21 protein-coding genes and 1 pseudogene are annotated in these 23,297 nt (G+C 61.4%); 11 read left to right on the top strand and 11 right to left on the bottom strand.

The genetic code is table 11. The features are described from left to right. Nucleotides 1–125: 125 nt before the first annotated feature. From HUV26_RS02765 to HUV26_RS02750, 4 genes are read right to left on the bottom strand one after another with little or no spacing between them, the layout of a single operon-like run. Nucleotides 126–956, bottom strand: coding sequence for a Fur family transcriptional regulator (locus tag HUV26_RS02765; RefSeq protein ID WP_174408542.1), 831 nt, complete (start codon nt 954–956; stop codon nt 126–128). Next, nucleotides 953–1,783 (bottom strand): metal ABC transporter permease, encoded by an 831-nt coding sequence (locus HUV26_RS02760; RefSeq protein WP_174408541.1) that lies wholly within the window; start codon nt 1,781–1,783, stop codon nt 953–955. The genes HUV26_RS02765 and HUV26_RS02760 overlap by 4 nt, the downstream gene beginning before the upstream one ends. Further along, the gene (locus tag HUV26_RS02755; RefSeq protein WP_174408540.1) at nt 1,783–2,646 is read right to left on the bottom strand and encodes a metal ABC transporter ATP-binding protein; all 864 of its coding nucleotides are present in this window, start codon (nt 2,644–2,646) and stop codon (nt 1,783–1,785) included. Before HUV26_RS02755 ends, HUV26_RS02760 begins: the two co-directional genes overlap by 1 nt. 3 nt (nt 2,647–2,649) lie before the next feature. Then, nucleotides 2,650–3,738: a metal ABC transporter solute-binding protein, Zn/Mn family gene (locus HUV26_RS02750; protein ID WP_174408539.1), complete on the bottom strand. Its 1,089-nt coding sequence runs from the start codon at nt 3,736–3,738 to the stop codon at nt 2,650–2,652. Between the two features lie 338 nt (nt 3,739–4,076). Between HUV26_RS02750 and ispG the strand changes: the two genes are divergently transcribed. The 11 genes from ispG (at nt 4,077) to HUV26_RS02695 (ending at nt 15,319) form a co-directional block, all read left to right on the top strand. Further along, the gene (gene ispG / locus HUV26_RS02745) at nt 4,077–5,159 is read left to right on the top strand and encodes a flavodoxin-dependent (E)-4-hydroxy-3-methylbut-2-enyl-diphosphate synthase (RefSeq protein WP_174408538.1); all 1,083 of its coding nucleotides are present in this window, start codon (nt 4,077–4,079) and stop codon (nt 5,157–5,159) included. Then, nucleotides 5,159–6,889, top strand: coding sequence for a proline--tRNA ligase (locus HUV26_RS02740; protein WP_174408537.1), 1,731 nt, complete (start codon nt 5,159–5,161; stop codon nt 6,887–6,889). The genes ispG and HUV26_RS02740 overlap by 1 nt, the downstream gene beginning before the upstream one ends. A gap of 132 nt (nt 6,890–7,021) precedes the next feature. Next, nucleotides 7,022–8,425: an exodeoxyribonuclease VII large subunit gene (gene xseA / locus HUV26_RS02735; RefSeq protein WP_174408536.1), complete on the top strand. Its 1,404-nt coding sequence runs from the start codon at nt 7,022–7,024 to the stop codon at nt 8,423–8,425. 68 nt (nt 8,426–8,493) lie between these two features. Then, nucleotides 8,494–9,441, top strand: coding sequence for a M23 family metallopeptidase (locus HUV26_RS02730; protein WP_243451234.1), 948 nt, complete (start codon nt 8,494–8,496; stop codon nt 9,439–9,441). Nucleotides 9,442–9,526: 85 nt separating this feature from the next. After that, the gene (locus tag HUV26_RS02725) at nt 9,527–9,772 is read left to right on the top strand and encodes an exodeoxyribonuclease VII small subunit (protein ID WP_174408535.1); all 246 of its coding nucleotides are present in this window, start codon (nt 9,527–9,529) and stop codon (nt 9,770–9,772) included. After that, a complete protein-coding gene (locus HUV26_RS02720) occupies nt 9,753–10,649 on the top strand; it encodes a polyprenyl synthetase family protein (protein WP_373869047.1) in 897 nt (298 codons plus the stop codon). Before HUV26_RS02725 ends, HUV26_RS02720 begins: the two co-directional genes overlap by 20 nt. A 129-nt stretch (nt 10,650–10,778) precedes the next feature. Beyond that, complete coding sequence (gene dxs, locus HUV26_RS02715; RefSeq protein ID WP_174408533.1) at nt 10,779–12,683, top strand: 1-deoxy-D-xylulose-5-phosphate synthase; 1,905 nt, start codon at nt 10,779–10,781, stop codon at nt 12,681–12,683. Between the two features lie 298 nt (nt 12,684–12,981). Then, nucleotides 12,982–13,548 (top strand): RNA polymerase sigma factor, encoded by a 567-nt coding sequence (locus HUV26_RS02710; protein ID WP_243451233.1) that lies wholly within the window; start codon nt 12,982–12,984, stop codon nt 13,546–13,548. Next, the gene (locus HUV26_RS02705; RefSeq protein WP_174408531.1) at nt 13,541–13,867 is read left to right on the top strand and encodes a hypothetical protein; all 327 of its coding nucleotides are present in this window, start codon (nt 13,541–13,543) and stop codon (nt 13,865–13,867) included. Before HUV26_RS02710 ends, HUV26_RS02705 begins: the two co-directional genes overlap by 8 nt. Nucleotides 13,868–13,878: 11 nt before the next feature. Then, nucleotides 13,879–14,310: a hypothetical protein gene (locus HUV26_RS02700; RefSeq protein ID WP_174408530.1), complete on the top strand. Its 432-nt coding sequence runs from the start codon at nt 13,879–13,881 to the stop codon at nt 14,308–14,310. A 349-nt stretch (nt 14,311–14,659) separates the two neighbouring features. Then, nucleotides 14,660–15,319 (top strand): Spy/CpxP family protein refolding chaperone, encoded by a 660-nt coding sequence (locus HUV26_RS02695; RefSeq protein ID WP_174408529.1) that lies wholly within the window; start codon nt 14,660–14,662, stop codon nt 15,317–15,319. A 111-nt stretch (nt 15,320–15,430) separates the two neighbouring features. Here the strand turns inward: HUV26_RS02695 and HUV26_RS02690 are convergent, their stop codons facing one another. The 7 genes and pseudogenes from HUV26_RS02690 to pstA all read right to left on the bottom strand — a co-directional run bounded on the left by HUV26_RS02690 (nt 15,431) and on the right by pstA (nt 23,296). Continuing rightward, entirely contained in the window at nt 15,431–16,291 is an 861-nt protein-coding gene (locus tag HUV26_RS02690) for a zinc metalloprotease HtpX (RefSeq protein WP_174408528.1), read from the bottom strand. Nucleotides 16,292–16,638: 347 nt separating this feature from the next. Continuing rightward, on the bottom strand, nt 16,639–17,763 hold the full coding sequence (locus HUV26_RS02685; protein WP_243451232.1) for a 4Fe-4S binding protein: 1,125 nt from the start codon (nt 17,761–17,763) through the stop codon (nt 16,639–16,641). Between the two features lie 433 nt (nt 17,764–18,196). Continuing rightward, nucleotides 18,197–19,936: a phosphoribosylanthranilate isomerase gene (gene trpF / locus HUV26_RS02680; RefSeq protein ID WP_444979611.1), complete on the bottom strand. Its 1,740-nt coding sequence runs from the start codon at nt 19,934–19,936 to the stop codon at nt 18,197–18,199. A gap of 201 nt (nt 19,937–20,137) precedes the next feature. Continuing rightward, nucleotides 20,138–20,668, bottom strand: a pseudogene (locus HUV26_RS17065) (ATP-binding cassette domain-containing protein); the annotation flags it as partial. A 118-nt stretch (nt 20,669–20,786) separates the two neighbouring features. After that, the gene (locus HUV26_RS02675) at nt 20,787–21,608 is read right to left on the bottom strand and encodes a histidinol-phosphatase (protein ID WP_174408526.1); all 822 of its coding nucleotides are present in this window, start codon (nt 21,606–21,608) and stop codon (nt 20,787–20,789) included. A gap of 15 nt (nt 21,609–21,623) precedes the next feature. Next, the gene (locus HUV26_RS02670) at nt 21,624–21,914 is read right to left on the bottom strand and encodes a late competence development ComFB family protein (protein WP_174408525.1); all 291 of its coding nucleotides are present in this window, start codon (nt 21,912–21,914) and stop codon (nt 21,624–21,626) included. A 212-nt stretch (nt 21,915–22,126) separates the two neighbouring features. Then, nucleotides 22,127–23,296: a phosphate ABC transporter permease PstA gene (gene pstA / locus HUV26_RS02665; RefSeq protein ID WP_174408524.1), complete on the bottom strand. Its 1,170-nt coding sequence runs from the start codon at nt 23,294–23,296 to the stop codon at nt 22,127–22,129. Between the last annotated feature and the right edge of the window lies 1 nt (nt 23,297).

Here is a 23,297-nt window from a genome sequence, read left to right as displayed (position 1 = left end):
CGCCGGGAAGTTGTTTCCCGTATGGTTTTGCTCAAGCAAGGTTTGCGCCATGATTGCAGTGTGTTGTTTTTATAGGGTTTTTTTATTCAGGATGGATTGGCGGCACCGCGGGTGACGGAAAACCGTCAGCGCGGCGCCCCGAGACATCGGGCACATATGCCGTCCAGCCGTATCTCCACAGCTTCCACCCGGCCGGGCAAAGTGGGTAAAGTGGGCAAAGTGGGCAAAGTGGATAGAAAGGCAGGGGATTGGGCTGCAGGGTCGCGTTGCGGCGGTGCGGAGGGGAGCGGTGCTGTCTCTGCGTCCGCATGCAAAGGTGGTTGGGTGAGTGCTGTGCCGCAGCAGGACGCAGGCAGAGAGCCTTCCTGCGTTGGGATGCTGACAGACGGTGTGAGAAGGCGCAGCATGTCCGGTTGGGGCATTTCCAGACAGGACATGGTGCCGCAGCGTGTACAGTAGAAGTGGCCGTGAATGGTCTGACAGAGGGTCTGGCGGAAGGGCTGGCTGACAGCCTGCTGGTCGTCAGTATGGCGGGCTGCCTGTTCGTCAGAACGGGGGGCTGTCAGTTCGCCAGAAAGGTGGTCTGTCTTTTCGTCAGAACGATGGTTTGTCTTTTCGTCAGAATGGCAGGTTGTCTGTTGGCCGGTATGGGGCGGACCGGCCATGCAGTAGCGGAAAGACCTGTCGCCCGCGCTGTGCCGCTGGATGATGCCGCGTTCTGTGAACAGGTCCAGAGTGCGGTACAGGGTGACCTTGTCGAAAGGGCCGTCTTTGCGCAGCACGGCAAGCAGGTCCTGCGCGCTCACGGCAACGGGAGTGGTGCCGTGAGGCGCATGCAGTGCGGCAAGAATGCGTCTGCGCGCCTGCGTATCTTCCAGTCCCGCGGCGTGCAGCAGCGCGGCAGGATACTCCGGTTGCACGCAAACGCGCTCTTTGTGGCCGGATGTGCCGGTCATGCTGTTCTCCTGCGTCCCTGCCATGCGTGTTTCAGGCCGTCCGCGCCCAGTGCGGCAAAGAAGCAGACGGCGGCCACGGCGATGATGGAAGCTCCTGATGTGAGATCGAACCGGTAGGAAAGGGCCAGCCCGCCAAGGCAGAACAGGATGCTCCAGCCCGTGGCGGCGAGCATCATGCCCGCAAGGGAGCGGGCGTGCCGCTGTGCCATGAACGGCGGGATGGTGAGCAGGGCGATAACGAGGATAAGGCCCACTACGCGGATGATCATGACCACACACAGAGCCGCCATGCCCACCATGAGGCAGTGCAGCATGGGCACGGCAAGCCCTCTTGCGCGGGCAAATTCGCTGTCGAAGGAAAGCAGCAGCAGGCCGGGGTAATGGTAGGCCGTGAGCAGCAGCACCACCGCATTCAGGCCGGCCATGAGCCACAAGTCTTCCACGGGCACGGCAAGGATGGAGCCGAAGAGAAAGCTCATCAGGTCCACGTTGTATCCGGGAGTGAGGTCCAGCAGGATGATGCCGAAGGCCATTCCCGCGGCCCAGAGAACGCCTATGGCTGTATCTGCCTTGTCACGGTAGCGCAGGGAAACACCCGCCATGAGCAGGGACGCGCCCAGAGAGAAGCCCACCGTGCAGGGAAGTACCGGCAGGCCGAGGAAAAAGGCCAGACCCACGCCGCCATAGGCCGCGTGGGCCACGCCTCCGGCAAGGAAGACGAGCCGGTTCACCACCACCAGACTGCCCACCACGCCGCAGGCCACCGAGGCCAGCAGACTTGCCAGAAGGGCGTGCTGCATGAAGTCGAAGCTGAGCATGTGCAGCATCAGGCGTTATCCTCCGGTCCGGGTGCAGGTTGCTGTGGCTGTTGCCCCGCATGGGGTTTATACGGCTGGAGATTGGTCATGGTGGGAAACATGCTGGAAACCGTGCTGATGAAGGTGCCCATGGGGCACGAAGGTTCGTGGGTTCCGTAGAGCATGGCAAGCTGCCCTTCGGTGAGGGTGTTGCCACGGTTGTAGAGCAGGGTGCGGTTTACAATGGCTATGCCCGTGAAAGCGGACGCGGTTATGGACAGGTCGTGGCTGACGACGATGGTGGTTATGTGGCCCGGCAGCGAAGCGAGGAACTCGTAGAAGCAGAACTTGCCCTGCGGGTCTATGTTGGCTGTGGGTTCATCCAGCAGAAGCAGGTCCGGGTCGCCCATAAGCGCACGGGCCACTATGACCCGTTGCCTCTGCCCGCCGGAAAGCTGGCGCAGGGTTAATTTTTCACGTCCCTCCATGCCCACCAGCTGCAGGGCGTGCAGGGCTTTTTCCGCATTGCCTTTGCCGCGCTTCCACCCGGAGGTGAAGATGGTGCTGGAACCGTTCATGGCACCCATGAGCACCACATCCAGCACGGTGATGGGAAACGCCTCGCGCGCGGTGGCGTATTGCGGCACGTAGCCTATACGGCCCAGAGCTTCTTTGGGCGGCTTGCCGAATACGCGCACGCTGCCGCGTTGCGGCGTGAGCATGCCCAGCAGGCACTTTATGAGCGTGGTTTTGCCGCCGCCGTTGGGACCCAGAATGGCGATATAGTCCCCCCGGCGGGCGGTCAGGTTCACATTGTCCAGCACCGGGTCGCCGCCGTTATAGGCGAAGTGCAGGCCGGTGATGGAGAGAACTTCTTCGGATTGTACGGTCATGGGCTACTCTTGGGTGAAGGATTGCGCCAGCAGCTTGCCTACAGCACGCATGTTTTCCATCCAGTTTTCATCCAACGGGTCTGCTACCACCAGATGGCCCTTAATGTGGCTTGCAATGGTTTCTGCGCTTTTGCGGGAGAATTGCGGCTGGATGAAAACGGTGCGTATGCCGTGCCGGGCGGACTCTTCCATAAGATGTGCCATGATGCGGGGGGTAGGCTCCCTGCCCTCATACTCTATGGAAATCTGGGTCAGGCCGTAGGTATGGGCAAAGTAGCCCCACGAGGGATGGAAGACCATGAAGATGCGCTTTTCTGGAGGGATGGGAGTGAACAGGGCGAGCAGTTCGTTATGCAGGGCATCCAGTTCCTGTTCAAAGGCGGCCAGATTGGCGCGGAAAAAATCTGCCCGCTCCGGCGCGGCTTCCGACAGCGTGTCGGCTATGGTGTGTGCCATCTGCTTTGCCAGCAGGGGGGAAAGCCATACGTGCGGGTCCGGTCCTGTGTGGTCATGGTCGTGCGCGTTTTCATGGTCGTGGTCATGGTCGTGTCCATGCGGGACTGCTGCGTGTTCGTGACCATGGTCATGTCCGTGGGCATCTTCATCGTGCTTGCCGGGGGTTTCGGCGGCGTGTCCGTGTGATGCTGCTGCGGCGTGCCCGTGATCCTTGTCATGATCATGCCCGTGCGCATCTTCATCGTGGCTGTGTTCTTCCATCATGAGCTTGGTGATGCCCGCATCCATGGCGACAATGCGCATCTTCGGGCTGGCGGACCGGATGCGCGGCAGCCACGCTTCTTCAAAGCTGACCCCGATGGAAAAATAGAGCCGGGTGTCCGCAAGGGCCGTCATCTGCCGGGGGCGGGGTTCGTAGGTATGCGGGCTGGCACCGGGCTGCACCATGACGGAAACATCCACGGCATCGCCGCCGATGCGTTCTACAAAGAACTTTTGCGGAGCAATGCTGACAAAAACAGGGATTTTGTCTGCCTGCGCGGGCAGGGCGCACAGAGCGAGCAGCACAAAGGCGGCAGGCAGCAGTACATGGCTGAGGCGCAGGGCGGACCATGCGGGGAGATGCGGGCGGGGCATAATATCCTCCGGAAAGTGGGTTGGCGTGTTGATGCAACAGAGTTGCATAGTATATGCGCGGGAGGACACCGGGAGTCAACAGGATTCTGAACTGCCGCAGTTACCCATGCTTGGCTTGCCGTGTGAAATGGCGTATGGGTTGGGCGCGCGGCGGCTGACCGCTCTTGCGGGAGCCGGGGGGCATGCGGGTTTGCCCGGTTCTGCCCGGTTCTGCCCGGTTCTGCTCGGTTCTGTCCGGTTTTTTCCGGTCCGGGCAGGGCTTGCAAAGATTCCGTTATGGCCAGTGAGTTCGCGCACCCCCGGCGGGGGGGAATCCACAAACAGACAGGATACGCCAAATGGTTACAGAACGCAGAAAAACGCGTGAGATCAGGGTGGGGAGCGTCCGCATAGGGGGGGACAATCCGGTGGTGGTGCAGAGCATGACCAACACGGATACCCGGGATGTGGAAGCCACGGTGGAGCAGATACGGCAACTGGCCGAAGCCGGGTGCGAAATTGTGCGCGTGGCCGTGCTGAACGAAGGGGCCGCGTGGGCCATAGGACCCATCAGAAATCAGACGGGCATGCCGCTTATTGCGGATATTCATTTTGATCATCGCCTCGCCATAATGGCGCTGGAAGCGGGAGCGGACGGCCTGCGTATAAATCCTGGCAATATAGGCGGGAAGAAGAACGTGGATGCGGTGGTGGATGCCGCCCGCGCGCGTGGTGCGTCCATACGGGTGGGGGTGAACAGCGGTTCTGTGGAAAAGGCACTGCTGGAAAAGTACTGCGGCCCCACTCCCGAGGCTATGGTGGAGAGTGCGCTGGGGCATGTGCGCATGCTTGAGGAACGCGGGTTCCACGACATTAAGATTTCTCTTAAGTCCTCTTCCGTGCTGCACACCATAGACGCGTACCGGCTTCTTGCAGGGCGGTGCGACTATCCGCTGCACATAGGCGTAACCGAGGCAGGTACCCTGCTGCGCGGGGCCGTAAAGTCGTCTGTGGGGCTTGGCATATTGCTCTGGCAGGGCATTGGTGATACCTTGCGCATCTCCCTGACGGATGATCCCGTAAAGGAAATGGCCGTGGCGTGGGAGCTGCTGCGCGCGCTCGGGCTGCGCTACCGCGGGCCGGAAATCATCTCCTGCCCCACCTGCGGCAGAACCGAGATAGGCCTCATCAACCTTGCCGAGGAAGTGGAGCGGCGTCTGGAAGGCGTGACGGACTCCTTTAAGGTGGCGGTTATGGGGTGCGTGGTCAACGGTCCCGGAGAGGCGCGCGAGGCCGATATAGGCGTTGCGGGCGGCAGGGACAAGGGCATCATCTTCCGCAAGGGAGAAATTGTGAAGACAGTAAAGGGCGGGGCCAGATTGCTCGAAGCCTTCATGGAAGAACTCGACTCGTTTCTTGAAGAACGGAGAAAGGACAGATAATGCGTTGGAGCCGTTTTTATATCCCCACCCTCAAGGAAGCCCCCAGCGACGCAGAAGTGGTAAGCCACAAGCTGCTCACCCGCGCGGGCATGATACGCAAGCTTACTTCCGGCGTGTACACCTACATGCCGCTGGGGTTGCGGTCTATATCCAAGGCTGCCAGCATTGTGCGGCAGGAAATGGACAAGGCAGGAGCCAACGAGGTGAGCATGCCCATGGTGCAGCCTGCGGACCTGTGGCAGGAATCTGGCCGCTGGGATTTTTACGGGCCGGAGCTTCTGCGCTTTAAGGACAGGCACCAGCGCGACTGCTGCCTTGGTCCCACGCATGAGGAAGTGATAACCGACATAGTGCGCGGCGAAGTGCGTTCCTACCGCCAGCTGCCCATGAATCTGTACCAGATACAGACCAAGTTCCGGGATGAGATTCGCCCCCGGTTCGGCCTGATGCGCGGGCGTGAATTCATCATGAAGGATGCGTACTCCTTTGACAGGGACCAGCAGGGGCTGGATGTCAGCTACCAAGCTATGTACGATGCCTATATGTCCATATTCTCCCGCATGGCCCTGAGCTTCCGCCCTGTGGAGGCGGACAGCGGCTCCATTGGCGGCAGTTTTTCCCATGAATTCATGGTGCTGGCCGATACCGGCGAGGATACGGTGGTGGTGTGCAAGGAATGCTCCTACGCTGCCAACATCGAACGCGCCGAAGTCTTCTGCACGGGGGACGAGTGCGACAGGCTGGATATTCCCTTTGAGGAAACCGCTACCCCCGGCAAGTGCACGGTGGAAGAGGTGGCGGCGTTTCTTGATGTGACTCCCGCCGCCATTATCAAGACCCTTATCTACGTTGCGGACGGTGAACCCGTGGTGGCGCTTGTGCGCGGCGACCGCGAGCTTAATGATATTAAGCTGAAGAATCTGCTCCATGCCGATACGCTGGAAATGGCCACCCCCGAGCAGGTGCAGAAGTGGACCAACGCTCCGGTGGGGTATGCCGGTCCTGTGGGCATTCAGGTATCGCGTATAGTGGCGGACAATGAACTGCGTCTTGCCACGGACTGGATTACCGGTGCTAACAAGGCGGACACGCATCTGAAGCACGTGTCGCTTAAGCGTGATGTGAAGCTTGCCGGTTTTGCGGACCTGCGCCTCATTACGGAAGGCGATGCCTGCCCCAAGTGCGGCGGGGCCATTTCCCTGACCAAGGGGATAGAAGTGGGCCATGTGTTCAAGCTGGGCACCAAGTATTCCGAGGCCATGAACTGCAAGTATGTGGACGAGCAGGGCAGGGAGCAGACCATGCTTATGGGCTGCTATGGCATAGGCGTTTCGCGGGTTGTGGCCTCGTGCATAGAACAGAACCACGACGCGGACGGCATTAAGTTTCCGCCGCCCATTGCTCCCTTTGAGGCACTGGTGCTGAATCTGGACATCCGCACCGAAGACGTGTGCGCCAAGGTGGACGAGATAGAGACGCTGCTTGCCGCACAGGGCATGGACGTGCTGGTGGACGACCGTGAAGAGCGTCCCGGCGTGAAGTTCAAGGATGCGGATTTGATCGGCATTCCCATGCAGATTGTGGTGGGCGGCAAGGGGCTTGCCAGAGGCGTGGTGGAGGTTAAGGACCGTCGCACCGGAGAAAAGGCCGAACTGCCCGTGCAGGGATTCGCCGAAGCGTTTGCAGGCTGGAAAAAGGCCGTGTACGCAGGATGGGGCATTACCGATTAGGGGCACGCCGGGAGCAGGGCCGCATAAGGCGTTGCGCCCGGATATCCGGCCATTGCAGAGTTTGCGCGCTCCTGCCGCCCAAGGGGTGGCGGGAGCGTTTTTCATGAACGGACAACCGGCGGGAACAGGGACATGAGCCGCATCTACACGGTCAGGGAACTCACGGAATCCGTCAAGCGGACGCTTGAGGGCACGTATCCGTTCGTGTGGGTGCGGGGGCAGGTGACCAACCTTACCCGTGCCGGGTCAGGGCATATGTATTTTTCCCTGCGCGATGCGGATGCACTGCTCGGGTGCGTGTGGTTTCGCGGCAACCAGCGGGGGGAAGAGAGCTTTGATCCCCTGACGGGCGAAGTGTATGAGGAGGGGCCGCGCCCCGGCCTTGCCCAGACCATGCGCGAAGGCATGGAGATGATGTGCGCGGGCAGGCTGAACGTGTACCCCCCGCGCGGCAGCTACCAGCTTGTGGTGGAGGTGGCGCAGGAGGCCGGACTGGGGCGGTTGTTTCTGGAGTTTGAGGCGCTTAAACGGTCGCTGGCGGAAAAGGGATATTTTGACGCACAGCGCAAGCGGCCGCTGCCCTACCATCCTGCCAGAGTGGCGGTGGTAACGGCTCCTACGGGGGCTGCCATACGCGATTTTCTGCGTATTGCGGGGGAGCGGGGCTGGGGGGCTTCCATCCGGGTGTATCCGGCACTGGTGCAGGGCGATGCCGCACCGGAGCAAGTTGCGCGGGCCATTCAGCAGGTCAATGAACACGGCTGGGCGGATGTTATCGCGCTGATACGCGGCGGAGGCTCACTGGAAGATTTGTGGACGTTTAACGACGAGCGTGTGGCCAGCGCCATATTCTCTTCACGGGTGCCGGTTATTTCCGGGGTCGGGCATGAGGTGGACGTGACCATAGCGGACCTTGTGGCCGATGTGCGGGCCGCCACACCGACCCATGCGGCGCAGATGCTGTGGCCGGAGCGGGCGGTGCTGGCGCAGTCGGTGGATGAGTTGCAGATGCGTCTTGTACGGCGGTGGGAAAGTACCATGCGCGAGCGCGAGGCCACGGTGGCGGCACTGGGAAGGGGGCTTGCGTGGCTTTCTCCTGCCGAACGGCTGCGGCGGCTGGATGAGCGGCTGGCGGAATTTACGGGTAGGCTGGAACGCGGAGTGCAGGGAGTTTTTGTCCGGGCTGACGGGCGTGTACAGGCGGTTGCCGCAAGGCTGAAGGCGGCGTTCGGACCGCAGGTGGCTGAGCAGGGGCAGGCGCGCGTGGATGCGCTGGGTGAACGCCTGCACAGGGCAGCCGCCATGAAGATTTTTAAAGGCGAGCAGGTGTTTGAGCGGCTTGCCGTGCAGCTTGCCGCGCTGGACCCCATGCGTCCGCTTGAGCGGGGGTACAGTCTGGTGCGCAAGCGCGACGGAACCTTTTTGCGCAGCGTGGAAGAGGTGCTGCCGGGTGATGGGGTTACCATTGCCGTGCGTGACGGTGTGGTGCAGGCGGATGTGACGGGCCTTGCCCGTAGGGAAAAAGGGAAGGAGTAGGCGTGCGGAAGGAAGGGATGTTCCGGTGGTGCCGGTGCTGTCGGTGGAGTCGGGGGTGCCGGGGAGTTTTGATAGGGCTGGCACTGTGCCTGTTTTCTCTTTCTCCTGTGTGGGCCGGGGCGCAGAGTCCGGAACGGGTGAGTCTGGCGGTGCCGCAGGAGGTGTTTCCCGGACAGCCGTTTGTGGCGGAGGTTGTGGTTGCCGGATGGGCAACTAAAGGGCAGCCCCTTTTGCCGTATCCGGCAGACGGGACATCGTCCGGGGATGACGGTGCGGCAACTGGAGAACACGGGCAGCCGCCGGAAGTTTCCGTTCTGTGGAATGGGAAGACGGTGCCCGTGCAGATGGATGCGCATGAAGGCGCGTGGCGCGGTGCAGTGCTGCTGGGGGTGCCGCATGGCAGTGAGCAGGAGCCGCGCACCCTGCGTGCCGTTGTGCGGACAGCCGCAGGACGGGAGACGGTGGAACGGGAATTGTCTCTGCTTTCCAGACAGTATCCGGAGCAGCACCTGAACGTGGACCGCAAGTATGTGGAAGTGGCGCAGGACGATCTGGACCGCCATGCCGCTGAGCGTGCGCGGGTAGTGGCGGCGCTTTCCCGTATGGAGGTGCTGCGGCAGTGGGAGCTGCCCATGCTGCGTCCGGTGCCGGGACAGGTTTCCAGCGCTTACGGGCTGACGCGCTATTTTAACGGCAAGCCGCGCAAGCCCCATATGGGAGTGGACCTGCGCGGCGCGGAGGGGACAGCCATTCGCGCCTGCGCAGACGGTGAAGTGGTGCTGGCGGAGGATCATTTTTTTGCAGGAAAGTCCGTTTACATAGATCATGGTCAGGGTGTGGTGAGCATGTATTTTCATCTGTCCGCCATAGGCGTGGCTCCCGGTGACAGGGTGCGGCGCGGCGAGGTGGTGGGCATGGTGGGCAGCACGGGCAGGGTGACGGGGCCGCATCTGCATTTCGGGCTTTCCGTTCAGGGAGAATTGGTTGACCCGCTGCCCCTGCTTGCCGCAGAGTAGGCGGCGCCGGACAGAACAGCAGCCGCTGGTGCGGCATGTGACGGCGGGCGGACGCAGGCATGCGGCGCACGGCGAGGAGAAAAACATGGCAGCGAAGAAAGAAAATTTTGAAGACCAGCTCAAGCGTTTGCAGAGCGTGGTGGAGCAGCTGGAACGCGGCGACCAGCCTTTGGAAAAGGGTGTGGCCCTGTATAAGGAAGGTATTGCGCTGGCCAAGGCCTGCCGTGATCAGCTGGAGAAAGCGCGGAACGAGATTGCCCTTTTTTCGGAGGGGGCGTTGCAACCCTTTGGTGTAAGTGAGGATGCCGAGGATGACCCCGCAGGAGATTAAGGAACGGCTGAGTGCATGCGCCCGCACGGTGGAGGCGTATCTGGCCCGCTGCCTGCACGGGCGCGGCATTCCGCAGGGGCTGCTGGAGGCCATGGAGTACAGCCTGCTGGCGGGTGGCAAGCGGCTACGTCCTGTCTTGTGCATGACTGCCGCCGGGGTGATGGGGTTGGACGGACGCACGGTGCTGCCGTTTGCGGCGGGCATAGAGTGCATTCACACCTATTCGCTCATCCACGATGACCTGCCCGCCATGGATGACGATGACCTGCGGCGGGGCAAGCCTTCCAACCACAAGATGTTTGGGGAAGCCACAGCCATACTTGCAGGGGACGGACTGCTGACCGAGGCGTTTGCGCTGATGGGAACAGTTGCCGAAACCGTTCCGGCGGACAGGGTTGTGCGGGCCATGACGGAAATGGCCGTGGCGGCAGGTTCCGGCGGCATGGTGGGCGGCCAGCATCTGGATATGGACTATACGGCCCGGAGCGGTGTTTCTTACGACGAATTGCGCGGCATGCACGCCATGAAGACCGGGGCGCTTATCCGCGCCGCCTGCGTGAGCGGGGCGATGCTTGCCGGGGCGGACGGGGACGATGTGCGGCGGCTGCGTGTGTACGGCGAATCTATTGGCGCGGCGTTTCAGATTGTGGACGATATTCTGGATGAAGTGGGCGATGAGGCGCAACTGGGCAAGCCCGTGGGCAGCGATGCCGCGCAGGGCAAGACAACCTACCCCAGTCTTTTGGGCATTGCCCGGAGCCGGGAGATAGCGCAGGAGCATGTTGACAGGGCGGTGGAGCATCTGCGGCCCTATTCGGGCGGTGATGCGGACTTCCTGCGTTCGCTGGCGCAATACATTGTTGACAGGGTATCGTAAGCGCGTAAGTTGCTCTGTGCGTAGCAGATTGTCGTGGCTGCTGACCCGTGCAATGCGGTTTGGCGCAGCTGTTTGCTGAAGAGTTGAGTACAGGAAATCAGGAAGATAGCTATTGTGCGGGATGTGTGCATGACAGGATCGGGAATGCCGAAAGGGCTGCTGGGAACCATACGGTCGCCCCGGGATGTTCAGTCGTTTGATGCGGTGCAGCTTGAACAACTGGCAGCGGAGTTGCGACAGGCCATTATACAGGCCGTGTCGCATAACGGCGGCCACCTTGCCCCTTCGCTGGGCGTTGTGGAGCTTACCGTTGCCATGCTCTCCTGCTTTAATTTTGAGGAAGACAAGGTTGTCTGGGACGTGGGGCACCAGGCGTATGCGTGGAAACTGCTTACCGGACGCAGCGACTGTTTTCACACCCTGCGCACCAAGGGCGGCGTGAGCGGTTTTCCCAAGATGTCTGAAAGCCCGTATGACCATTTTGGCGTGGGGCATTCTTCCACATCCATTTCCGCCGCGCTGGGCATGGCTATGGCACGCGACCTTGCCTGCGCAAAGCACGAGGTGATGGCGGTTATCGGCGACGGTTCCATGACGGCGGGGCTGGCGTTTGAGGGCTTGAATCAGGCGGGCCATATGGACCGCAAGCTGCTGGTCATTCTTAATGACAACGAGATGTCCATTTCCCGCAACGTGGGTGCCCTGTCTCATTTTCTGTCGCGCAATCTTTCCTCGCGCTGGGTGCGCCGGTTCAAGAAGGATGTGGAGACGGTGCTGGGGTCCGTGCCCGGTATAGGCGAGGAAATGCTTAATTATGCCAAGCGCAGTGAGCACAGCCTGAAGAGCTTCTTCACCCCCGGAATGCTGTTTGAAGCCTTTCATTTCAACTACATGGGGCCGGTGAACGGGCACAGCATAAAGGATTTGCAGCGGGCATTTGAGCTGTGCAAGGAGCTTGATGAGCCGGTGCTGCTCCATGTGATGACCCAGAAGGGCAAGGGGTATCCGCCTGCGGAGTCCAACCCCACATATTTTCACGGAGTGGGCCAGTTTGAGCCGGAAACGGGGCAGGCCAAAAAATTTGCCGCGCTGAGCAATCTGCCCAGCTATACCGATGTGTTCGGCTCTGCCCTGTGCCGCATGGCGCGCGCGGACAAGCGCATTATCGCCATTACAGCCGCCATGCCGGAAGGAACGGGAACAGCCTGCTTTGCGGAGCAGTTTCCCGAACGGTTTGTGGATGTGGGCATATGCGAGCAGCACGCCGTGACCTTTGCCGCCGGACTTGCCACGCAGGGACTGAGGCCCTTTGTGGCCATATATTCCACCTTTCTGCAGCGCTCCTATGACCAGATAGTGCACGACGTGTGTCTGCAGAACCTGCCTGTGGTGTTCTGTCTGGACCGTTGCGGGCTTGTGGGCGAAGACGGACCCACCCACCACGGCGTGTTCGACCTGAGCTACCTGCGGCATATTCCCAATCTGGTGGTGCTGGTGCCGGGCAACGAATCCGAACTGGCGGACTGCATGGCGACGGCGCTTGCGCACAACGGTCCCGTGGCTATACGGTATCCCCGTGGAGCCGGATACGGCGTGCCGTTGCGGGCCATGCCGCTCATATTCCCCATCGGCACAGGCGAGGTGCTGGAGCAGGGGAGCAAGGTGGCGGTTGTTGTGGTGGGGTCGCGTGTGCATCCCGCGCTGGAGGCATCCCGTGAGGTGGCTGCCCAGACGGGGGTTCAGGTCACGGTGTTCAACGCACGCTGCGTGAAGCCTCTGCCGGAACAGCAGTTGCTGGAAATAGCCCGCAGCCATGAGAAACTGCTGCTTATTGAGGAAAATGCCCTGATAGGCGGTTTTTCATCGGGTGTACTGGAATTTTTGGCGGACAATGATGCTCTGAACGGGCTGACCGTGCGCAGGCTGGGTGTGCCGGATGCCTTTGTGGAACACGGTCTGCAGAAGGAGTTGCGCGCCATGCTCGGCATAGACAAGTGCGGCATTGCCGCCACCCTGCGTTCTATGCTCGAATAAGCTGATGCCGGGGGCAGCTGATGCGCCCGGTGGCCGCGGTGCGCCTTATGCCTTTACTATGCCTGATGTACTTGGTGCGCGCAGTATACTACAGACGCCCCGCATGGTTGCCCGTGCGGGGTTTTTTGCAGGAGCGGCCTGAGGAAGGTGCGGTGCGGGTGCTGTGCACCATGGTCTTTTTGCCCTGTGCCGTGTAACCTCTGCCGGGCGGGTATCGTCTAAGGGGTAGTCACCGGATTGCCCATGACTGATTGTCCGAAACAGAGGTACTGCGTTGTCTTTGCCAGATGATATTATTGTGCAGAATGTGTTGCGCGGTGACGTGAACGCTTTTGAATCGCTTGTGACCCGGCACAGGCGGCATGTGGCCCGTATTGTGGCCGGGCATGTTCCTTATGACCGGGCGGAAGAAGTGGCTCACGATGCCTTTGTGAACGCGTATCGCGGGCTGGCTTCCTACAAGGGCGGAGACAGGTTTGCCGGTTGGCTTGCCCGGATAGCGGTGCGGTGCTGCTATGACTTCTGGCGGGAACAGTATCGTTCCCGCGAGGTGGGGGCGGGGAACCTGTCCATGGATTCGGTGGAACTGATGGACCGCGTGATGGCGGATACTGCCATGCGCACCTATCAGTCGGAAGCCGGAAAGGCCGAGGCACAGGAGGTGCTGCGGTGGGCCATGGGGCAGCTTTCGCCGGAAGACAGGATGGTAGTAACCCTTACCGCCCTTGAGGAGAAAAGCGTGGCAGAAGCGGCTGACCTGCTCGGCTGGACGCAGGTGAACGTGAAGGTCCGGGCACTGAGGGCGCGCAGGAAACTCAAGGATATACTCGGAAGGGCCGGAATTACGGAGGTGGACTATGACTGATCGTCTGGAACGGTTCATGATGTTTCTGCGGCATGTCCACGCCCACGGGCGGACGGATGCGGCGGTACGGTTGGAATATGCTTCGGGCACGGGGCTTGTGGCGTCCGTTATGGACGATGTCTTTTTCCTTTCTCTGGACGACGGCTGGATGGGCTTTGCCCGCAGGGCGTATTCTTTTTCTGCGGTGGCGTGCATGGCTGCCCTGGTGCTCTTTCTTGTTTCCGGCACCATGGGGCACGGCGTGCTCATAGAGCGTGCTCTTTCCGGTCTGCTGGAAGACCCTGCCGGACTTTTTGCCCTGTATTATCTTGAATTTTAACGAGGCATGACATGCGTTTATCTCATTCTACCCCTCTCAGGCACTATTGTGCCGCACTTGCCCTGCTGATTTCCGGCATTGTGGTGGGTGCTTTTGGCATGCATGTGTGGCAGCGGGCTCAGGGACCGGGATTTCCTCCCCCCGGCGACTTTAAGGTGCGCATATGGGAGCATTTTGAGCGGGAACTGAAACTGACTCCGGAGCAGGTGGTCCTTATCCGCCCTGACTTTGAGGAAGCTTGGGAGCAGGGTGATGCCATACGCCGCACTGTGGAACCGCAGATGAAGGCTTTGTTTGCGCAAGCCATGGAGCGGGTGCGCGTGCATCTTACGCCGGAACAGCTGGTGTTGCTGGAAGAGTTTGACAGGCGCATGGAGGAGCGGCGCAACAGGCATGACGGACCGCCACCGCCGATGTTTGAGCTGCCTCCGCCTGCCAAGTAGCTACGGCACGTGAGGTGGGTGCGGGGCGTGAGGTGGGTGCGGCACGTGAGGTGGGTACGGCAGGGGCGATGGTGCCTGAAGAGCAGGCTGAGTTTTTTGTGTAACCGCCGTGGTTTTGTGCGCGTCTTGGTTGCAAGGCCGAAGAACACATGCCCGGTGTGCGCTGTGCGCATATGTCTCTCCTCTCACGGGTAATGTGTTTTTTGGCCATAGTATATTGCGGCTCTGCATTCTCCCCATGCAGAGCCGCTTTTTTTATGTAACACATGTGTAGAATGATGCGTCTTTGTGTGTAGGCGCGACTTTTGTGCGCAAAATGCAATTTATGATACACGCAAGGAGTTTTGTTATGAAGAAGTTACTGTTTGCAGCGATCTTATTGCTGGTGGTGAGTGCGGGGAATGCATACCCCAATGGACCTGTTCACGGGATGACACCCGGAATGCCTGCGGGCGGGCCGGGGATGATGGAAAGCAGTCTGGTGGCGGCGTTGGACTGGCTGGACCTTTCTGCCACGCAGAAAGGGAAGATGACGGAGTTGTTCAAGGCACGCATTGCGGACATGGATAAGGCCGAGCAGGGGGCGGAGGCGCGGTTCAAGCGTATGGAAGCATTGCGTGAGGCGGCGGAGAAAGGCGATGTGGAGACGGTGCGCGCCCTGATGCGCGAGGAAGGCGCGGAACGTGAGGAGCGGATGCTGCAGGGGGTTCGGTTTGTGGCGTCTTTTCGCAGCGTGCTCACGGATGCGCAGCGCGCCCGGGTGGACGACGTGCGCGCACGGTTCAAGGCCCGCATGCAGCCCGGGGGGGAACCGGAACGCGGAGCCATGCAGAAGGGGCCCGGGATGCATGCCCCTGCACCGGAGGCCATGGGTGACGGCCCCGGCCATGCTGGCGGGAATGCAGGAATGCCCCCGAAAGCACAGGGCAGACACGGCAAGCCTTATGGCGGCCCCGCCCCTGCGGACCTGAAGCAGATGCTGGAGCGCTGGATACACGAGAACGCATAGCGGCAGACTGACCACACGAAAAGGCCCGGTCCGGAAGAATCCGGGCCGGGCCGCATACGTGTGTGCCGGGAGGAATGCCTGCACGGATGCAGGTTCTGCGGGAGCGGATCGTTACCGGCGGGCCATGCCGCGCAGGCGCTGTACCCGCTCCTCAATGGGGGGATGTGTGCTGAACAGGCGGGCCATATTGGCCCCCGCAAAGGGGTTAACGATGAACATGTGTGCGGTGGCCTCGTTGCCGGAGTGCATGGGCACGCGCTGGGAATAGGCGTTCAGCTTTTCCAGCGCGGAGGCAAGAGACATGGGGTTGTTGCACAGGCGCGCACCCGTGTCGTCCGCGAGATATTCGCGCGAGCGGGAAATGGCGAACTGGATGAGGCTTGCCGCAACAGGGGCGAGAAAGGCCATGAGCAGCGCGGTGAACATGTTTCCGCCGCCTCCGCCTTCTTCATCGCTGCTTCTGCCCAGACCGAAGATGGCGGCCCACTGCATCATGTTGGCGATCATGACAATGGCGGATGCCAGTACTCCGGCAACGGACTGCACCAGAATGTCGCGGTTGGCTATGTGGCCTATCTCGTGCGCGATGACGCCTTTAAGTTCTTCCGGGGTGAGCAGGGTCATAAGGCCCCGTGTGACGGCCACCACACCGTGTTCCGGGTTGCGCCCGGTGGCGAAGGCGTTGGGGGCGTCTTCATTGATGATGCACACGCGGGGTTTGGGGATGCCTGCGTTGCGCGAAAGCTCATCCACCATGGCGTGCAGGGCGGGGGCGTCTGCCGGGCTCAGTTCCTGTGCGCCGTACATGCGCAGCACGATTTTGTCTGAATACCAGTAGCTGCCCACGTTCATGAGCAGGGCGAAACCGAAGGCAAAGACAAGGCCGGTTTTACCGCCCATGGCACCACCCAGAAAGATGATGATGCCCGAAAGCAGGGCGAGAAGCAGAGCGGTCTTGAGGTTGCTGGTCATTGTCGGATTACTCCTTGCAAGGTCCAAAGGGTGCTGTGATGGGCGGTCGCGCCGGGAGGCCGACCGTTGGTTCGCGATTGTTCCGCGCCTTGCCTTTCCGGCGGGCGCAGGGCGGTTTACCCGTGCCGGGTTGCCCGACTCTATGTGTAATGCCTTGCGGGTGTTTGGCAAGGGGCGGAGAGGCGGAATTGCACGTAATGGTGTGGTGTTGTGTGCGGAATGGCGCAGGTTGCCCTTTCCGTCATGTTCCGCCGTGATCTGGCGTGTTCCTTCGTGATCTGGCTCGGACAGGCGTAGTCGGGCGGGGTCAGGCGCGATCTGGTGTGGTCAGGTACAATCTGTTGCGGTCAGCCGCCGAACTGCATTATGTGCAGCCTGCGGAGCATGGCGGGCGGGATATCTGACACCCAATGCCCGGTGCTGACCGCCCACAGGTACAGGGCGAACAGAACGCCCGCGCTGCCCAGTGCAACCGACCAGACGGGGAGACGCAGGCCGAAGGCGCGCAGGGACAGGCAGTCCGGGACCGGACAGGCTTCTGCGCAGGCGGCGCAGCCGATGCATTCCGGCGTATCCATGCGTCGGCGTGAGTCTACGCTGATGCCGGAGGGGCAGGCGCGGGTGCAGCGGCGGCAGGAAATGCAGCGGCCCGCATCGCGCGATACGGCCACGGGACTTGCCAGCGCCAGCAGGCCGAGGAGTGCGCCGTATGGACACAGGAAGCGGCACCATGCGTTGCGCAGGACCAGAGAGAACGCGGCGAGGGCTGCCAGCACAATAAGGGAGGTGCGGGACGGAGATGTGAAGAAGGCGAGCATTTTCGCATCTGCCACCAGATTGTAGGGTGAGGCGAGGAAGGCTTCGATCTCCCGCAGGGGCATGCCGATGAGGATGAAATAGAGAAATGCGGCCAAGAGCAGGTATTTTGGGCCCCGGAGCAGCACTGCAGCCGGATGTGGCAGGTTGGGCATGGTCCGGGTGAGACCTGTGCGCTGGCCGAGACGTTCCAGCAGGGCGGAGAGGAAACCCACCGGGCAGATATAGCCGCAGAATCCTTTGCGGAAGAGCAGGGCCGTGAGCAGGATGGCAAAGAAGATGGTGAGCCCCGCCGGGTGGACGGTATCCCACTGACCGGTCATGAAAAAGCGTTTGGCTGCCATGAGGGCGCTGATGGGCAGGAATGCTTCCACGGAGGGCGGCTTGGGTGTGAACGTGTCTGTTTTGTCTGTCATCCACAGGAAGTAGCTGTGGAAACGGTAGCCCGCGTAGAGGCAGAACAGCGTGAAAGCCCCCTGAACCGCCATTCGTATGGCGGAAGGAGACAGGTGGGGGCGTTGCGGCAGGGCGGACGGAGTGCCGGGTATGCCGGGTATTTCGGATATGCCGGAGGTTTCGGAATTTCCCGATATGTTGGGTATCTCCGGCTGTGAGGATGGCGCTGGTGTATACGGGGTGCAGGATTGTTCGGGCATGGAAGTATCCAGAAGCTGCGGTGTGGCCCGCTGCGGGGCGTGATATGGAGGCAGGATAGCGCGGAGCGGGGGGCGGGGTCTGTCGGCTTGCAGACAGTTGGCGGGAAAAGAAAAAGGACATGGCTTGCCCGAGCACATGTCCTTGAGACCGGAAATGCCGGTCTGCCCGAATTTCCGCAGCGGTGCGACCATGACAATATGCCGGGATGGCAATATGCCGGGCTGCCGCCGGGGGAAAAAGGGGCCCGCGAAGCTAGCTGGTCTTTTTGATGTAGTACAGCGCACCGAGAACGGCGGCGATACCCACAAAAAATACGATGAAGTCCATGTCTCCAACTCCTGGGTAGGCTGTCAACTTGTTAAAAAATTCTCAAGCCCGATGGGGTAGATGTACTGTAAAACGGCATGGGGCACAAGTCTTTCCCGTGCATTTTCACAATGTTGATGCGTGAATTTCTGTAAAAGCCTTTTTTGCTTGAGAAACGAATCGTTGCACAAGCCGGGGGGCCTTTCTGCCGTCCGGGCCTTCCACGCCGGTATGCGCGTCTACTCCTGCGGGGCGGACAGTGCGGATGGCCTGTGCCACATTGTCCGGCGTGAGGCCGCCCGCCAGAATGACGGGGCGCGGGGAAAGGCGGACCAGACGGGCCGAGGCTTGCCAGTTGTGCACCATGCCCGTTGCGCCGTCTGCGCCTGTGGCGGGATTGCGGGTATCGGTGATGAAGGCGTCCACATGGGGGGCGGCCTGGGCGAGGGTGCGTTCCAGTTCCGGCAGGTTGCCGCCGTCCGGGTGGAGGACAAGGCTTTTGATGATGAACAGGTGGGGAGCCATGTGGCGCAGGCGTTCCAGCTCATCCGGGCTGACCGGGCCGTGCAGCTGGACGCGGGACATGTGCAGTTGCCGGCAGAAGGCCGCTATGGCGTCTGCCGTGTTCAGATAGCAGATGCACACGGGGATGGCGGTGGTGCTGCCGTTATTACCTGAAAGGGCGCGGGCCATGTCTGCCGCAGCCTGTTCCGTGCAGTCGGGTGTGTTGACGGGCAGCCGCAGGGGGTAGCCCAGTGCATGAACGCCGGAGCGGATGAGCATGGTTGCCTCGTCCATGTCGTGGATGCCTGCTATCTGGATGAGGCCGCGAAAGGGCGTGCCGGGAGTGAGCAGCGGTGCCGGTTCCGATTCCGCGCCAGAGCATGTGCCGGAGGATGTGCCAGTGCTGATATCGGTAACGGACAGGTGTGCATTGCCCTGTGCGGTTGCGGAGCTGCCTGCATCGCTGCCGCCGGGGAGGTCGTGCCCGCGCGGACCGCAGAAGGTGACATGGCCAGATTCCAGCCGCAGGATGTGTGAGATTTCCGGGATGAGTTCCGATGTGTAATGCGAGACGTACACCACCTGCATGCCCGACTGCACAAGGCCGCGCAGGGTGGCGAGAAAGTGGTCGCGTGCGGCGGGGTCCAGGCCGGAGCAGGGTTCGTCCAGCACCAGCAGGTCGGGGGAGGGGGCAACGGCGCGGCAGAGCATGAAGCGCCGGAGTCTGCCGTAGGACATGTCGCGGATGCGCTGTGCGGCGTGGTCTGCAAGGCCCATGTGGTGCATCCACGCGGCGGCGGCCTGTTTCTGCTCAGGAGTGATGTGCTGCCATTCCCACAGCCCCACGCTGGCGGAAAAGCCGGACCAGACGAGTTCTTCGCCGGTGAGGTCGAGCAGGGTGCCGTGGTAGGCATCGTGCCCGTAGGTTGCCTGCAGCCTGTCGGAGACGTAGCCGATGCGGCGGCGGAGGCTGTGCATTTCCGGCGTTTCCTGCCCGAACCAGCGCACGGTGCCGCCCCATGCCTGACGGGTATCGCCCAGCAGCAGGCGCAGCAGTGTGGATTTGCCCGCGCCGTTGGGACCGCAGACGGCCCAGTTCTGTCCGGGGAGGATGGACCATGTGATGTTGTGCAGGACGGGGACGCGGTTGATGAACACGGTGGCGTCTGCGATGTCGATGAGCGGTTCTGCCGGGGTGGTGCGGCTGATGCGGCCAATGTGGCCTGTGCGATCGGTGTGGCCGGTGCGACAAGTACGATCGGATGAGGCTGAGCTGCTGTCGGGAAAGGGCGGCGGGAGGACGGATGAAGGAGCCGCCTGCGGCGACCGGGGGCAGAGAGATTCGCGGTGCTTCTGTTCCATGGCCTGAGTGACATCTGCCACGCTGCCCTGCACGGCGATGCGGCCGCAGGTAAGGAGCATGCCGTGGGTGATGCAGGCGGGGAGTTCTTCCAGCCGGTGGGTGGCGAAGAGGACCGTGGTGCCCAGTGCGGCGGCGCGGTCTGTTGTTTCCAGAACGCCCGCGCGGGAGGCGGGGTCCAGCCCTTCGCACATTTCGTCCAGCACCAGAATGTCCGGCGAGCCGATGAGGGCACGGGCAACAAGCATTTTGCGCAACTGGCCCTGTGACATGGCGGGCAGGTGCATATCCAGCAGGTGCTGTACGTCCAGCGCACGGGCCAGGTCCTGCGCGGCATAGCGCTGGGGCTGCGTGGGTGTTTCGTACAGCAGGGGGGAATCGAACCAGCCGGTCAGCAGCAAATCTTCGCCGGAGAGCCGCCACTGCTGGCGCACGTAGTGTTCCTGTATGCCGGAAGTCACGCAGGCGATGCGGCGGCGCACGGCAAGGGGGGTGGTTTCCGGCGTGCCGTCCAGAAGCCACGTGACGGAGCCTGCGTGGCCAGTGTAGCCAGTGTGGTCTGTTTGGCCTGTATGTTCCGGCGACTGGAGCGGTTGCGTCTGAGGCGGAATCTGGTCGGGCCGCTGCTCACCACGGATGACGCGCAGCAGGGTGGATTTGCCCGCGCCGTTGGGGCCGATGATTGCCCAGTGCTGCCCTTTGTGCAGGGTCCACGAGAGGGAGTCCAGCGCGATGATGCGGAGGGCCTGCGCGGAGGGAAGAAAGGAGACGTGCACCCGGTCGAGGATGAGAAGAGGAGCGTTCATAGTGATTGTGTCGGTTGCTGGTGCGGTAACGGGCGTGGGGGACCGGTCAGAACGCTCTGACCTGCATGGTGCGTTTTTCAAAGAAGACGCTTTGGGAATAGCCGTATGTGCGGGCGTAGGTTTCCAGAACAGTGAAGGCGTAGCCCACGGAGGCCGTGGAATGCGCGTCTGAGCCGAAGCTTATGGGCAGGTGCAGGTCGCGGGCGGTTTCCATGAAGAAGGGGCAGGGGTAGATTTCGGCGCACAGTTTGCGCAGGCCTGCGGAGGAGACCTCCATGGCCATGCCTGCCTTTTGGACGGCGCAAAGGGCGCTGCGGACGGCATCTTTTGCGGAGGCGGTCTGCATCCAGCGGGTGAAGGCGTCCACGGAGAAAATCTTGATGATGTCCGGGTGGGCGACGATATCAAAAAGACCTGTCTGCGCCATGTGGGTCATGGTTTCGAAAAAGGCCTCGTAGCGGGCGAATTTTTCATCGTCCGACCAGTATGCCCAGTCCTGCGGGGCGAAGTCGAATCCCCACGTATCCAGAAAGTGGATGCCCGCGATGACGTAATCGAAGGGGTCTGCGGCGAGCTTTTGGCGGATATAGTCCTCCTGCCCGACGGTCCAGTCCATCTCTATGCCCAACAGCACCTGAACGCCTTGCGGGTTTTCCTTAAGGGCGGAAACCTGCCGGAGGTAGTCCGGCCATGCGGCGGTGAGTTTCTGCTTGTAGTCGGTGGGGTAGTCGAATCCGTCCGGGCGCGGGGAGTGCTCGGAAAAGCCGAACACCTTCATGCCCTTAGCCAGTGCCGCATCAAACATTTCCTGCACGGAGGCCTTTCCGTGGGAGAAGTGGGTGTGGATGTGTGTGTCTACGGTGATCATGATTGCGGAGGAGCCTCAATATTTGGGATTTTGTACCACCACGGCAAAGGCGTTGCGCACGGCGGCGAGTATTTCTTCGTCTTTCACGGGGTCGCGCAGGACAATGGTTCCCGTCTGGGTGTACCGCGGGGGCAGGGCATTGAGGGCAAGGGCGTAAATATCGTGCAGCGAAAGCTCGTCCGGCTGGTATCCGGGCGGTTCGCTCATGACTTTTTCCATCATGCGCAGGACACGGGTTTCGTTGCGGTTGCGTATTGCGGAAAAGTCTGCGGTGCCGATGCGGTATCTGTGCTGCTTGTCCGACATGCTGCCTCCGGGATCAGGTTGTGACGAGTGGGTAAGTATAGCAGGGAGTGCGGCGCCGGGGCAAGTGCGGGCTTGGCGTCATGCGGGATTGCCGGGGAGGGGCGGGGAGCGAAAGAACGGCCTGCTGAAGCGGAGACTCCGGCAGGCCGTTTGCGGTTGGTACTGAGGTATGTGCTACCGTTTCCGGCATTAGCCGGAAAGATGCGACGGGGCTACCATTTGCGCTCGTACTTGTTGCGCAGCCATATGGCCGTGGCGTTCATGCTCAGCAGCAGGACGAGCAGGACCATGATGCCTGCGGCGGTGCGTTCTGCAAAGGCGCGCTGAGAGTCTGAGGCCCATGTGTATATCTGCGCGGGGAGTACGGTGGAGGCACTGGAGAAGCTGGTGGCGACGTCCGGGATATAGGCCATCATACCCACGATGAGCAGGGGCGCGGTTTCGCCCATGGCGCGGGAAAGGCCGATGATGGTACCCGTGAGAATGCCCGGCAGCGACAGTGGCAGCACGTGGTGCCACACCACCTGCAGGGGCGTTGCGCCCAGTGCCAGCGCGGCTTCGCGTATGGAAGGCGGGATGGAGCGTATGGCCGCGCGCGTGCTGATGATGATGGAAGGCATGGTCATGAGCGAGAGCGTGAGGCCGCCCACCAGTACGGAAGAACGGGTGACGCCCATGAAGTTGATGAAGATGGCCAGACCCAGCAGCCCGTAGATGATGGAGGGAATGGCCGCAAGGTTGTTGATGTTTACTTCTATGATTTGGGTCAGGCGGTTATCCGGAGCGAATTCTTCCAGATAGATGGCGCACATGACCGCCACCGGGAAGCTGAACAGCAGGGTGAGCAGCAGCACATAAAAGGAGCCTACTGCGGCGGAGAATATGCCCGCAAGTTCAGGCAGCTTGGAATCGCCCGACGTGAAGAACCCGGTATTGAAGGCGAGCTTGGCCGTGCCCTGCTGCATCATGGAGTCCACGAGCTTTTGCTGGCGGGGTTTAAGCCGGTTGGGGCGCTCCTTCATGTACTGGTCCGTATCCGCGCTGGCGAGCACCCAGAGTTCGCGCGTGGTGCCGGAAAGGGTGCTGTCCTCGTCCATCATAGAGGGAATGAGGCGGATGAAGCTGCGGGAGACAATCTGGGCTACTTCCGGGTCCAGCGCCATGTTGGGGTTGGCGTAAATTTCCGGTGAGTAGTTTACCGTGATAAGCAGTTCACCCTGCCGGAAGGCGGAAGCACCCTTTATGGAGATATCCACCATGAAGAACACCAGAAAGAGTCCCGCAAGCGCAATGGCGGTGATAGCGTAAGCCCTAAAGCGCCGTTCCCGTGCGTGCCGCCTGGCGCGCATGGCTTTTTCGTCAAATCCGAAGGTAGATGCCATT

The sequence above is a fragment of the Desulfovibrio psychrotolerans genome (genome assembly GCF_013340305.1).
In the GTDB taxonomy this organism is placed as follows: Bacteria; Desulfobacterota; Desulfovibrionia; order Desulfovibrionales; family Desulfovibrionaceae; genus Halodesulfovibrio; species Halodesulfovibrio psychrotolerans.
This window is presented reverse-complemented; position numbering and strand designations above follow the sequence as displayed.